At 63.4% G+C, this 12,406-nt stretch carries 15 protein-coding genes; 10 read left to right on the top strand and 5 right to left on the bottom strand.

The genetic code is table 11. The annotated features are described in order from the left end of the window. The first annotated feature begins 11 nt into the window (after positions 1–11). Positions 12–476, top strand: a complete 465-nt coding sequence (locus BRA1253DRAFT_RS14150) for an FKBP-type peptidyl-prolyl cis-trans isomerase (RefSeq protein ID WP_007595215.1) — start codon at positions 12–14, stop codon at positions 474–476. 58 nt (positions 477–534) lie between these two features. Here BRA1253DRAFT_RS14150 and BRA1253DRAFT_RS14145 read toward each other — a convergent pair whose 3' ends face one another. Then, on the bottom strand, positions 535–753 hold the full coding sequence (locus BRA1253DRAFT_RS14145) for a CsbD family protein (protein ID WP_007595214.1): 219 nt from the start codon (positions 751–753) through the stop codon (positions 535–537). Positions 754–881: 128 nt separating this feature from the next. Here BRA1253DRAFT_RS14145 and BRA1253DRAFT_RS14140 point away from each other — a divergent pair, with 128 nt between their 5' ends. The 3 genes from BRA1253DRAFT_RS14140 (at position 882) to BRA1253DRAFT_RS14130 (ending at position 2,483) form a co-directional block, all read left to right on the top strand. Next, positions 882–1,394, top strand: coding sequence for a cupin domain-containing protein (locus BRA1253DRAFT_RS14140; RefSeq protein WP_007595213.1), 513 nt, complete (start codon positions 882–884; stop codon positions 1,392–1,394). A 131-nt stretch (positions 1,395–1,525) separates the two neighbouring features. Further along, positions 1,526–1,954: a VOC family protein gene (locus tag BRA1253DRAFT_RS14135; protein ID WP_007595212.1), complete on the top strand. Its 429-nt coding sequence runs from the start codon at positions 1,526–1,528 to the stop codon at positions 1,952–1,954. Between the two features lie 40 nt (positions 1,955–1,994). Beyond that, positions 1,995–2,483: a VOC family protein gene (locus BRA1253DRAFT_RS14130; RefSeq protein WP_007595211.1), complete on the top strand. Its 489-nt coding sequence runs from the start codon at positions 1,995–1,997 to the stop codon at positions 2,481–2,483. Positions 2,484–2,607: 124 nt separating this feature from the next. Here BRA1253DRAFT_RS14130 and BRA1253DRAFT_RS14125 read toward each other — a convergent pair whose 3' ends face one another. Next, positions 2,608–3,771 carry a hypothetical protein gene (locus BRA1253DRAFT_RS14125; protein WP_007595210.1) on the bottom strand — a complete coding sequence of 388 codons (1,164 nt, stop codon included), beginning with the start codon at positions 3,769–3,771 and terminating at the stop codon, positions 2,608–2,610. A gap of 2 nt (positions 3,772–3,773) precedes the next feature. Beyond that, positions 3,774–4,475 (bottom strand): FecR domain-containing protein, encoded by a 702-nt coding sequence (locus tag BRA1253DRAFT_RS14120; protein WP_007595209.1) that lies wholly within the window; start codon positions 4,473–4,475, stop codon positions 3,774–3,776. Between the two features lie 51 nt (positions 4,476–4,526). Between BRA1253DRAFT_RS14120 and BRA1253DRAFT_RS14115 the strand changes: the two genes are divergently transcribed. Beyond that, positions 4,527–5,957, top strand: coding sequence for a phospholipid carrier-dependent glycosyltransferase (locus BRA1253DRAFT_RS14115; protein ID WP_035993302.1), 1,431 nt, complete (start codon positions 4,527–4,529; stop codon positions 5,955–5,957). Positions 5,958–6,013: 56 nt separating this feature from the next. Here the strand turns inward: BRA1253DRAFT_RS14115 and BRA1253DRAFT_RS14110 are convergent, their stop codons facing one another. Continuing rightward, entirely contained in the window at positions 6,014–6,655 is a 642-nt protein-coding gene (locus BRA1253DRAFT_RS14110; RefSeq protein ID WP_007595207.1) for an OmpA family protein, read from the bottom strand. Positions 6,656–7,157: 502 nt separating this feature from the next. On the opposite strand from BRA1253DRAFT_RS14110, the gene BRA1253DRAFT_RS14105 reads away from it, so the two are divergent. The 3 genes from BRA1253DRAFT_RS14105 (at position 7,158) to BRA1253DRAFT_RS14095 (ending at position 9,051) form a co-directional block, all read left to right on the top strand. Continuing rightward, entirely contained in the window at positions 7,158–7,403 is a 246-nt protein-coding gene (locus BRA1253DRAFT_RS14105; RefSeq protein ID WP_018455000.1) for a hypothetical protein, read from the top strand. Between the two features lie 119 nt (positions 7,404–7,522). Continuing rightward, positions 7,523–7,771, top strand: a complete 249-nt coding sequence (locus BRA1253DRAFT_RS14100; RefSeq protein ID WP_007595197.1) for a hypothetical protein — start codon at positions 7,523–7,525, stop codon at positions 7,769–7,771. A 116-nt stretch (positions 7,772–7,887) separates the two neighbouring features. Further along, positions 7,888–9,051: a winged helix-turn-helix domain-containing protein gene (locus BRA1253DRAFT_RS14095; protein ID WP_007595195.1), complete on the top strand. Its 1,164-nt coding sequence runs from the start codon at positions 7,888–7,890 to the stop codon at positions 9,049–9,051. Between the two features lie 92 nt (positions 9,052–9,143). On the opposite strand, the gene BRA1253DRAFT_RS14090 is transcribed toward BRA1253DRAFT_RS14095, so the two are convergent. Continuing rightward, positions 9,144–9,572 (bottom strand): DUF2809 domain-containing protein, encoded by a 429-nt coding sequence (locus BRA1253DRAFT_RS14090; protein ID WP_007595193.1) that lies wholly within the window; start codon positions 9,570–9,572, stop codon positions 9,144–9,146. 78 nt (positions 9,573–9,650) lie between these two features. On the opposite strand from BRA1253DRAFT_RS14090, the gene BRA1253DRAFT_RS14085 reads away from it, so the two are divergent. Both BRA1253DRAFT_RS14085 and BRA1253DRAFT_RS14080 read left to right on the top strand, forming a co-directional pair. Continuing rightward, positions 9,651–10,985, top strand: a complete 1,335-nt coding sequence (locus tag BRA1253DRAFT_RS14085; protein WP_007595191.1) for an MFS transporter — start codon at positions 9,651–9,653, stop codon at positions 10,983–10,985. A gap of 222 nt (positions 10,986–11,207) precedes the next feature. Then, entirely contained in the window at positions 11,208–12,314 is a 1,107-nt protein-coding gene (locus BRA1253DRAFT_RS14080) for an efflux RND transporter periplasmic adaptor subunit (RefSeq protein ID WP_007595189.1), read from the top strand. Positions 12,315–12,406 lie beyond the last annotated feature (92 nt).

The following is a 12,406-nucleotide window of genomic DNA, read 5'->3' as shown; positions in this document are numbered from 1 at the left end:
TAAGGTGTCTTATGCAGCGTTTACAGCGCGTGCTCCTCGCCATCATGTCGGCACTCGCGATCACCGTGATCGCCGGCGTGTCCGATTTCGTCTCCACCACGGCCTCGGCCCAGACCGCAGGGAAGACCATGACCACAGCTTCAGGTTTGCAGATTACCGACAGCGTCGTCGGCACCGGCGCTTCGCCGAAGCCCGGCCAGATCTGCGTAATGCACTACACCGGCTGGCTCTACGAGAACGGCCAGAAGGGCAAGAAATTCGACTCGTCGGTCGACCGCAACGAGCCGTTCGAATTCCCGATCGGCAAGGGCCGGGTCATCGCCGGCTGGGACGAGGGTGTTGCCTCCATGAAGGTCGGCGGCAAGCGCACGCTGATCATTCCGCCGCAGCTCGGCTATGGTGCCCGTGGCGCAGGCGGCGTGATCCCGCCGAACGCAACGCTGATGTTCGACGTGGAATTGCTCGGGGTGAAGTAAGCCCGCAAACAAAAAGACCGGCCTCTCGGCCGGTCTTTCACTTTGAGTGCGATGCTCGTTATTCCGTCGCGCGCTTGGCCGAAGCCGCAGCGCGATCGACCGCGTCTTTCGCGGCATCCTTGGCATCGCCCATGGCCTGCTGGCCCTTGCCCTTCACTTCCTGGACCGCACCTTCGCCCTTCATGCGCTCGGAACCGGTGGCTTCACCGATGCCCTGTTTGGCCTTTCCCATTGCCTCGTTTGCGGTGCCCTTGATCTTGTCGGTCGTGCTACCCATGAAATCCTCCTTGCGGTTTGCTCGTCAGGACAACGTTCGACGGTTATGAGGGTTCCGATTTTGGTATGGCTCGATGTCGCGGCTTTGGGTTAGTTTGCCGCGCACGGAACCAACAGAAAGCAAGTCTCATGACCGGTCATGACCATTCGCATTCCCACCATGACCACGATCACGACGATCGCTGGAAACATGACGGCGTGCGCGTCATTCCCGGCAACCAGCTCGATACCAACGTGCCGTCGACGGCGGGCATGGACCGCGCGGCCGCGATCAATTTCGCGCGCGTCGGTGCGCAGAAATTGTGGGCGGGCACGGTCAGCATCAAGCCCGACGCCAAGACCGGCGCGCATCACCATGGCCATCTCGAAAGCGTCATCTACGTCGTGAAAGGCAAGGCGCGGATGCGCTGGGGCGAGAGCCTCCAATTCACCGCAGAGGCCGGCCCCGGCGACTTCATTTTCGTCCCGCCCTACGTGCCCCATCAGGAGATCAACGCCAGCCGGGACGAGGTGCTGGAATGTGTGCTGGTGCGCAGCGACGGCGAGGCGGTGGCGATCAACCTCGACATCGAGCCGGTCGAGAAGCCCGAGACCGTGCTGTGGGTCGATCCCATTCACCGCGATCCGAACGAGAAGAAGTGAGGAACACCTGAAAGCCAGCGGGTTCTGTGCGACAGAACCTCGCAGGCAGGGGTCCAAAAAAGGTCCGGAAGCCGTGTCGGATCGCCGCTTGGCCATCCGTCCTTGGGCAGAACCCCGCCCAAGGAGCTCCGATGCCCAGGATGATTTTCCTCAATCTGCCCGTGACCGACCTCAAGCGCGCCACTGCCTTTTACGAGGCGGTCGGTGCGACCAGGAACCCGCAATTCAGCGACGAAACAGCGAGCTGCATGGTCTTTTCCGAGACTATCTATGCGATGCTGACGACCCACGAGAAATTCCGGCAGTTCACGCCGAAGCCGATCTCGGATGCAAAGACCTCAAACCAGGCGCTGTTCTGCCTGTCCGCCGATAGCCGGACCGAGGTCGACGATATCGTCAGCAGGGCCGCGGCTGCAGGCGGGGTGGCCGATCCCAGCCCGAAGGACGAATACAGCTTCATGTACGGCCGCAGCTTCGAGGATCCGGACGGCCACATGTGGGGCGTGAACTGGATGGACATGGCAGCCTTCCCGGCGCAGTCCGACATGGCGAACGTCTGATCTAGCGCGCGAACATCACAACTGAAGAGGAGCATTCACGATGTCGAAGGTCGTTCCCTGCATGTGGTTCAATGGCGATGCCGAGGAAGCCGCGAAGTTCTACGTCTCGCTCGTGCCGAATTCGGCGATCACGCATGTTCAGCGCAACGTTTCAGATGGCCCGTCCGGCAAGGAAGGCTCCGTGCTCGTCGTCGAATTCTCGGTGGCGGGACAGCCTTTGGTCGCGCTCAACGGCGGCATGAAAATGGAATACACCCATGCGATCTCGCTGATGATCCATTGCGACGATCAGGCCCAGGTCGACAGCGTCTGGAATGCGTTCCTGGCCCATGGCGGCAAGGAAGAGCAGTGCGGCTGGCTCAGGGATCGCTGGGGCGTGGCCTGGCAGGTCGTGCCGAAGGTGATATTCGAACTCCTCTCGAGCCCCGACAAGGCGGCTGCCGCACGCGCGATGCAGGCCATGATGAAGATGGTGAAGCTGGACGTGGAGACCTTGCGCCGCGCGTTCGAGGGCAAGTCGGCAGCGTGATGTGGAAGCCACAGTATCGTAGGGTGGGCAAAGGCGCGGTTGCGCCGTGCCCACCATTTTTTCTCGGCGAGAGAAAGTGGTGGGCACGCTCCGCTTTGCCCACCCTACGAGATTGAGCCCGCCGCTAATAATTGATCCGCAGCCCCACGCCGCCATGGATGGTGTTACCCACTGGCTGCGGGCCGAGCGTGCCGTTGGCGAACAGGTCCACGATCCAGCCCTTCTGCATGCGGAAGCCGAGCCGGCCGCCATATTCGAACCAGCCCTGGTTGCCCATGGTCGGCACCACCACGCCGTCGCCGGTCACGGTGGCGACGATGCCGCTATGGCCAGCGAACGACTGCACCCAGCCGCCATTGATGTTGGCCTCGATATTGCTGCCGTAGAGATGCGTCCACTGGCCGCCGATCTTGACCAGGCTGGTGCGGTCGGTGCCGGTCGCGATGCTGGCATCGAACGGATTGAACGCCACTGCGCTGTCGGTGTAGCCCGAGACGCGCTGCCAGAGCTGCCAGACCTCGATCGAGGCGGCGACCTCGTCGCGGGGCGACACGCGGCTCATCCAGCCGGCGCGGCCGTAGACGGCGTAGTTCGCGGCGTTGGTCGAACTCGTGACGCTCACCGGGCCGAGGCTGGTGTTGTAGCTGCGGGTGTAGCGCGCCTTCTCCCACGGCGTCAGGATCGTGCCGACGTCGAAGAACGGACGCGACGAGCCCCAGTCGGTGAAGTCATAGCGTAGCGCGAATGCGCCGATCGGCGCGCTGGTGATGTTGTAGCCGCCTTCGCTGTATTGCGTGTAGGCGATGCCGGCGAGCAGCGACAGATTGTTGGTCAGCTCCTTGCGGCCGTGGATGCCGGCCGAGAACGAGCCGGCGGAGCCGAACGCGCTGACGCAGTTGCTGCAATTGACCTGCTCGTTGACGCCGAGCAGCACCGTGCCGAGCACTCGGTTGGTGATCATCTGGTTGAAGCGCTGGTTGGCGAGGTCGCCGATCGAGCCGCCGCTGGAATCCGCGCCGGTCGGCGTCGGTGTCGGCGTCGGGCTCGGCGAAGAGGACGGATAAGGGCTCGGCGACGATGACGGGTAGGGGCTGGGCGCGGGCGAGGGGCTGTAGGTTGTCGTTGGAGAGGGTGAATATGTCGGCGAAGGGGAGGGCGTCGGCTCTCCGCACCCGGATTCGCACGTCGCCCCCTGGGCTGCCGCCGGACGGGCATCCAACGCGACAAACGCAAACACGGCGGTCAGCACGCTCGCGACGATGAAGCGCCTGACGTTGAATACCGCCATCTTCAGCGTCCGCACAGCATGCCGTCGTCGTGGACGGCAGGCGTGATGGTCGGCGAGGCGTCCGCATATTGGTTGACCGCGCACAGTCCCGCGCTCGCGGCGCAGGTCGCGGCAAAGGTCCAGGGCGGCGTATTGGTCTTACTGATGGAGACCTTGCCGCCGGTCGAGCTGATGATTGCGGTGTCGCCGGGCTGGGTGAGCTGCACGCACTGTTGGCTCGTCGTGCAGACACTGGCGGCGCCGTCCTGCAGCACGACGACCGAGCGGCCGCGCTGGGACAGGATATCGAGTGTAGTACCGCGCACGCCGATCGTCGCAAGCGGGGTCGTGATCTTGTAGGCGGTCTTCTCGGAATGTCCGGTGACGAAACGGAATGCGCCGGTCGTCATGCGGATCGCAACGTCACGATAGCTGTGCTCGTCGTTGAAGACGGTGCGGTCGAGCTTGAGCGTGGCGCTCGGACCGAGCGACAGATTGGTGCTGTCGGCCATCACGAAGCGCGCTGCGCTGCCGGCGCCGGTACGCACGGTCTCGTCCCGCAGCATGCTGTCGCCAATGCTGATCGGTGTCGTGGTCGCGGCCACGCGAACGACCTCATTCTGGATCACGACGGCTTCCCCGACGCGCGTCTGCGCCTGCGCGCAAGGGGCCACGCACAAGGCGATCGACAACAGCGTGGAGAAAAGCCAGAAACGCAAATTCATTTCGCAACCGATCGATGTGTCCCTGATCGTACCGGATCGCGCGCGCTTGCGATGTGGCGGAATTATCACAAGCAGCGCGAGACCTGCGCTATGCTTAGTGACAGTCGCGGCAGAATGCGTTCAATGAAAACTGCGATGTCTATTATTCTCGGCGGTGACGCAAATTTGCCACGCAAAACATCCCCACAAATGCCGCTCGACTTGCCCGCGGTTCCGAAGGTGTCGCGGAGCGCAGTGATTGCTGTCGCGATTTTCCTGGCCGCGCATCTCGCCCTGCTGATCGGCTTGACGACGCCGGAGAAGTTCGTCTTCGACGAAGTGCACTACGTGCCGGCGGCGCGGCAGATGCTGGCACCGACGATGTCGCAACCGATGCTCAACCCGATGCATCCGCCTTTGGCGAAAGAGCTGATCGCGCTATCGATAGCGACCTTCGGCGACACCGCGCTGGGCTGGCGCTATCCCGCGACATTGTTCGGCGCGCTCGCGATCGTCGCGATCTATCTGTGCGGCCTCGCACTATTCGCCGCGCAAGGGCCTGCGATCGCCGCTGCGCTGATCGCCGGCTGCAATCAGATGCTGTACGTGCAGGCGCGCGTCGCGATGCTCGACATTTTTGCGCTCGGCTTCGGCCTGCTCGCAATTGCCGCCTTCATGCACGGTTTTCGAAAGGATCGTCCTCATGCGTTGTTCGCGGCTGCCGGCAGCCTGTTCGGCTGTGCTGCCGCCTGCAAATGGAGCGGCCTATTTCCACTCGGAATCTGCATCGTCATCGTCGCGGTGATTCGCCTGATGCAGGGCTGGCACACCCTGTTTGCCGACGCGAAGCCGGGGGATTGGTACCGGCCCGACCTCTGGCCCGACTTCAGATTACATCACGTCGTGCTCTGCTTCACCGTCCTGCCCGCGATGACATATCTTGCGGCCTTCGTCCCGCTGTACGGCGTGTCGCTGCCGGATCTGGTCGAGGCGCAACGCCGGATCTTCGCCGACAACACCACCACTGCCATCGCCGGCCACACTTATATGAGCGCGTGGCCGTCATGGCCGCTGCTCGCGCGCCCGGTATGGTTCCTGTTCGACAAGACCGCGGACGGCAATGTCTCCGCGATCGCCTTCCTCGGTAATCCCCTGGTGCTGTGGCCGGCGCTGCTCGCGCTCGCCGTCGTGCTGCGCGACTTCGTCGTTGCGCGCCGCCGGGATGCGTTCCTGATCGCGGTCTTCTATTTCGGGTGCTGGCTCGCCTGGGCGTTGCTGCCGCGCACGCTCGCCTTCATCTATTACTATCTGCCGGCTGCGACCCTGGCGTCGCTCGCGCTGGTCTATGTGCTGCGCCGGGACGGACTGCCACGCTGGCTGCTGTGGGCCTATGTCGGGGTCGCCGCGATCGGCTTTGCCGCCATGCTGCCGATCTCGGCGGCCTTCATCGGCACGTCGATGCAGACTTTCAACCGGCTGATGCTCTTCCAGAGCTGGATATGATATCGCCGCCTGCCGGGGAACGACAGGCGGCGCCTTTATGGGCGATGACCTGGGAATTACTTTGACGCGGTCTGGGTGTCCATGTTCACGACCTGGACGCGGCGGTTGATCGGGTCGGCGCCGTTGGCGGCATCCTTCAGCTTGGTCTTGCCGTAGCCGACGGTGACGAGATCGGTGCCGGTGAGTCCGTAGTTCTGCACCAAATACTTCTTGATGGTGTCAGCCCGCCGCTCGGAGAGCCCCTGATTGTACCCCTCGGTGCCGACCGCATCGGTGTGGCCGGCGACCACGAAAGTCGAGCCCTTCAGCGAGGGATCGGACAGCGCCTTGCCGAGCGCCTGCACCGACGGCACCGACGTCTTGGCAATGTCGGCCGAGTTGTAGTCGAACTGGATCTCCAGATCGATCTTCGGCTTGGTCGCGGCGAGCTCGGCAATCTGCTCGCGCTCGCCCGTCGACAGCGACCGCGTCGAGCGGTTGCGCACCGTGTTCAGAAACGTCGATTCCTTGGCCTGCGCCGCCGGATCGACCTGCGGACCTGCGGACAGCCCGCGGGTCGCCGCCTTCGGCTTCAATGCATCCAGGATCTGGTTGGTCGAGACATTGCCGTCGCCGGCCATAGCCAAGCCGGCCGTCATCGAGAGAAGTGCCGAGAGGGTCATCGCCTTCAGTGCAAAAGACTTATTGAAACTAGTCATTGTCGTATCCTCGTTGTGACGCCTGATGGCTATTTGATGCTGCAAGCATAGGGCAGGTTCAAAACCCCTGGTGTGATCTTGGTCACGGTGGAAACGGGGCCCTCCAGGGCCATGGCAGCGAATTTCAAGCGGTTTCGGGTTCATGGAGGGCCGACCCGCGGTCCACTCCGAGGACCGACGCTGACGCGTGAAGAGAGTGGTCGCACGCTGCCCCGCGAGCGTTCGAGCCGTCGCAGTCCTGTCGTGATCCGCATCACTGAGGACCGCCGCGCCCAAGTGCCACTCGGGGCCCCGGTTCACTCAGGGAAACCTCTGCTGACCGATTGTCGCAAAGCCGTCGCGTGATGGCCTGTCTGCGGACAATTTTTCGGCCAGATGGACGCCTAGGGCGGAGCCTCCGACAAGCGCAACGAAGGGAGCCGAGTTCCAGCCAGTGCCGAGGCCAAGTGATTATCAGTTCTATCGCAGTGGCCCGCCAGATCGGACCGTGTCCCTGAATTCCATGCCCATTTACATCGGGGCCGCGATGATCGCGGTGGCGATCCTGCTGTCGACGCTGATCACGGGGCTGACCTCCCGCTATGTCGGGCTTCAAGCGCCGACCGACGAGAACATGTGGCTGGTCGATCGCCTCACCGGCAACGTCTATCGCTGCCAGGCGGAGGAGCGCGGCAAGGCCTCGTGCGAACCCGATGTCGCCACAGGCAGCGTTGGCGACCGGTCCAAAGCCCCGAAAGCCGGGCGCTGAGCGCTCCGCCTTCGCACCGCAGCAAGAAGATTTTCTTCTCCCCGAAACGTCTTCGCCGGAGAATACGTAATGGGAAGGCCGGTATGACGCCGGTTTCGTTTTACGGAGGAGACCTTTCGATGAAAATATTGCTCACAGCCGCAGCTTTGGTCGCGTTCGCCGTTTCCCCTGCATCCGCCGCGATGATGGCGTGCACCAGCGATAATATGATGAAGTCCGCCGCCATGATGGGCGGCACGGCGGATACGCCAGCCAAGACGGCCATGAACAAGGAAATGGCCATGGCCAACACCGACATGAGCAACGGCAAGATGAAAAGCGCCTGCATGCATTACATGAAGGCGCAGAAGGCCATGTCGATGAAGTAGGCGCGGGTAGCGCACCTTCCGACCGCGCTGTCAGCAGATGGCAGGGCGGTTTTTCCTTGTCCGCTCCTTGATCGGCTTCTTGCCTGGATGCGAATCCCGCTACACTGCATTCCGCAATGTCCCGCGCGCCCAAACCGATTCCACTCACCACGACACAGGCCCGGCAAATCTGGCTTCATGCCCAGCGGCTGGACGAGCGCGCGCCGTTCGGTGACGGCGCGCAAGCCGTCTCCGACGCGGTCGCCCATCTCGGCTATGTGCAGATCGATACCATCAACGTGATCGAGCGCTGCCATCATCACATCCTGTTCAGCCGCATCCCGTCCTACCGCCGCGCCGATCTGCGCCACGCCCAGAGCGTCGACAAGAGCGTGTTTGAATATTGGACGCATGCGCTCTCTTACGTGCCGGCCGGCGACTTCCGCTTCTTCCTGCCGGCGATGCGCGAGCACCGCCGTGAGGGGCACAAATGGTTCGCCTCGGTGAAGCCTGCCGACATGCGCAAGGTGATGCGGCTGGTGCGCGCCGGCCCGCTGACGATCCGCGACATCGAGGACGACGTGCTCACCGAGAAGGAGCATCTGTGGCAAAGCCGAAAACCCTCGAAGCGGGCGTTGCAACTCGCCTTCTATACGGGCGCCGTGACCGTCAGCGAGCGCCAGGGCATGCTCAAGACCTATGAGCTGATGACGCGCCATTTCGGCTGGGACAAGCTGCCGAAGCCGGCGTCGGCAAAGGACATTACGGCCTATCTGCTCGATCGCGCGCTGCGATCGCAAGGTGTCGTGAGCCTCGATTCGGTCTGCCATCTCGACGCGCCGCGCAAGACGGCGGTGGCTGCCCTGATCGCCTCGCGCGTCCGCCGTGGCGAGCTCGTGCCTGTCGCCATCGACGATGCCGGCAAGCAGCAGCACTGGGCACTGCCGGCTGCGCTCGAGCCGGGCGAGCGCGCGCCACCTGATCTCGTTCACATCCTATCGCCGTTCGATCCGCTGATCATCCAGCGCAAGCGCACCAATCTCATCTTCGGCTACAACCATTTGTTCGAGGCCTATGTGCCGAAGGCCAAACGCAAGCTCGGCTATTTCGCGCTGCCCGTGCTGGTCGGCGACGAGATCGTCGCCGCGCTCGATCTGAAGACCGACCGGCAGGCAAAGAAGCTTCTGATGCAGAAATGGACCTGGGTCGGCAAGGGAAAGAAGACCGCGGGGCGCAAGGAGCTCAAGCAAAAGATCGAGGAGGAGCTCGATCGGTTTGAGAAGTTTCAATTGGCGGAGTGAAATGCGCCCTCGTCGGTCTGTAGGGTGGATTAGCGAAGCGTAATCCACCTCTTTCACTTCCGCGGAGACAAACAGTGGTGGGTTACGCTGCGCTAACCCACCGTCCGCACCCTGGCGAGCCGATCAATCCAAACGCCGAACGCAATCCCAACCGCATACGCCAGCAAATTCCATGGCGAGAAGATGCGCCCGAGCAGCAGCGCCCCGGCCGTGGTCAGCCGGAACGCGTCGAGCCAGGGCATGTGCACCAGCCGGGAGAATTCGACCACGACCGCTATCGCGATTGCGATGGCTGCGATCTGCGCCCGTGGCAGCCGCGGCAGCAAAACGCCGACCAGCAGAAACACCATCGTTGCCCATAGCAGCGAGCCGCCGTACTTCACCACGAAGGCCGGCAGGCCGATCGGAAAGCCGTACCAGCGCAGCGAGAGTCCGCAGGCAATAACCGCCAGCGCCAGACCGGCGCGGATCAGCGATGTCCGAAGCGGTGCAATGGGTTTGACCGGTTGTGCCTCGTGCATTGCTTGCTCCATTGACTCTTTCGCGGCGATGCTCAAAACCCCGGATCAGCCCATAAAAGCAACAACCCGGGGGAAGCCATGAGCCAGACCACGACCTATGCCGGTTCGACCGGCGCAGCCAAGTCGGAAATCGAGACCTCGACGATCCGCGCCATTTCCTGGCGACTGATCCCGTTCCTGGTGCTGGCCTACTTCTTCTCCTATCTCGATCGCGTCAATCTCGGTTTCGCCGCGCTGACCATGAATGCCGAGCTGAAATTCACGCCGCTGATCTTCTCCTGGGGCGCAGGCATCTTCTTCATCGGCTATTTCATCTTCGAGGTGCCGAGCAATCTGGCGCTGGAGAAGTTCGGCGCCAGCCGCTGGATCGCCCGCATCATGGTGACCTGGGGCATCATCTCGGCGCTGATGGCGCTCACGAGCGGCGTCACGAGCTTCTACGTGCTGCGCTTCCTGCTCGGCGTCGCCGAGGCCGGCTTCTTCCCCGGCATCATCCTCTATCTCACCTATTGGTATCCGGCCGAATATCGCGCCCGCTTCCTTGCGGCCTTCGCCATCGCCGTGCCGGTCTCTACCTTGATCGGCGCGCCGGTCTCCGGCCTGCTGCTCGGGCTCGACGGCGCGATGGGCCTGAAGGGCTGGCAGTGGCTGTTCATCATCGAGGGCATTCCCTCGGTGGTGCTCGGCATCGTCACCTGGTTCTATCTCACCGACAGGCCGGAGAAGGCGGACTGGCTCTCGGCCGAGCAGAAGGCCTGGCTCAAGACCAAGCTGGATTCCGAGATCGCGGCCAAGCAGGCGGTGAAGCATTTGTCGCTCAGTGAGGCGCTGACCTCACCGAAGGTGATCATGCTCGCCCTGGTCTATTTCGGCTTCGTTGGCGCGCTGTATGGCATGCAGTTCTGGTTGCCGCAGATCGTCAAGGCGTTCGGCCTCACCAACGCCCAGACCGGCTTCGTCACCGCCATCCCGTATCTGTTCGGCACCATCGCGATGATCCTGTGGGCACGGCATTCCGATGCCACGCGCGAGCGCGTGATGCATGTCGGCGCGCCGTTGCTGCTCACCGCCGTCGCTCTCGGCGTCTCCTCCTATCTCACCGACCCCACCCTGACGATGATGGTGCTGACGGTGGCCGCGATCGGCGTGTTCTGCTGCTTCGGGGTGTTCTGGACCTTGCCCACCGCCTGGCTCTCCGGCACGGCGGCGGCCGGTGCCATCGCCTTGATCAACTCGATCGGGAATCTCGCCGGCTTCGGTGGGCCCTATCTGATCGGCTGGGTCAAGGAAGCCACCGGCCAGACCTCGACCGGACTGCTCGTGCTCGCGGTGCTGCCGCTGATCGCCGGCATCCTGGTCTTCATCGGCGGTCACGAAAGCAAGCACGAGTTCGCGGAGCAGGGGCGGCGATAGCCTCGAAATGTCGCCTCCGCGAAAGCCAGGGCCTATTTCCACGCGGCCCTCTGGGGGACCTGCGGCGCGACGCTTTCTTCGAACAGTCCAGGCTTCCGCCAGGGGCAGCCCGCGGAGGTTACCACCTCTTAACGATCACAGATTCCTGATGACTGACGATTATTGACTTTTATCAGTGATTAGTCGACATTCCTCTCATTGCAGCCGAGGGAGTGTCCTCCGATGTTCGTCCGATCCGTTTTGTCCAGCTATTCGAGGCTCTTGGCCGGTGTTTCGCTGGCGCTGATGGCTGCCGCCCTCGCTGGGTGCAATGACACCGTCGCTGAAAAGCCCGAGCCGCCGCGGCCGGTTCTTGTCGCCACCGCCCATTATGATGCCGAAAAGCCCGAGCGCAGCTTCGTTGGCACCATTAGGCCGCGGATCGAGAGCGATCTGGGCTTTCGGGTCGCCGGCAAGGTCGCCAAGCGTCTGGTCGAAGTCGGCCAGACCGTCGAAATCGGCCAGCCGCTCGCGGTCCTCGATGAGGTCGATCTGAAGCTCCAGGCCGAGCAAGCCGTCGCCGAGCAGACCGCTGCGACCGGCGTGCTGGCCCAGGCCGCCGCCGCCGAGCAGCGCGCCAAGGATTTGAAGGCCAAGGGCTGGACCACCGACGCGCAGCTGGATTCGAGCCGCGCCGCCGCCGACGAGGCGCGTGCCCGCCTGAACCGGGCCGAGCGCTCGGTCGAACTGACCAACAATTCCCTTTCCTACGCGACGCTCAACGCCGACGCCCGCGGCGTCGTCACCGCAACGCTGATCGAGCCCGGCCAGGTGGTCGCCGCGGGCCAGGCTTCGATCCGTGTCGCCCGCTTTGCCGAGAAGGAAGCGGTCGTCGCGATCCCTGAGACGCTGGTCGGACGTGCCAAATCGGGCGCCGCCAGCGTCACTCTTTGGTCGGAGCCGGGCAAGAAATATACGGCCAAGCTGCGCGAGATCGCGCCCACCGCGGATCCTGCGACGCGCACCTATCTGGCAAAGTTCTCGCTGCCCGAGGCCGACGACAAGGTCTCGCTCGGCATGACTGCGACGCTGACGCTGTCGGACGCTGCGACCGAGCGCGTTGCGCGGCTGCCGCTGTCGGCACTGTTCAACGAAGGCGGCAAACCGTCCTTCTACGTCGTCGACGACAACGGCGGGGTCACGCTGAAGCCGGTGACGGTGAAGTCCTACGAGAGCAACGACGTCGTCATCACCGGCGGTGTCGACGAGGGCGCCAAGATCGTTGCTCTGGGTGTGCAGAAGCTCGATCCGGGCCAGCGGGTGCGGATCGTGTCGTCACTGTCCTTTTAAGTCTCGTTTACGAGTTGCGTCGTGTGAGGTGAGTTTCGGCCCGAGCGCAAATGCTTTGGCTGAAGCGGCGAAGCGATCCAGAACCTGCCCAG

This window comes from Bradyrhizobium sp. WSM1253 (assembly GCF_000244935.1).
In the GTDB taxonomy this organism is placed as follows: Bacteria; Pseudomonadota; Alphaproteobacteria; order Rhizobiales; family Xanthobacteraceae; genus Bradyrhizobium; species Bradyrhizobium canariense.
The sequence above is the reverse complement of the archived record's forward strand: the minus strand, read 5'-3'. Positions and strand labels throughout refer to the sequence as shown.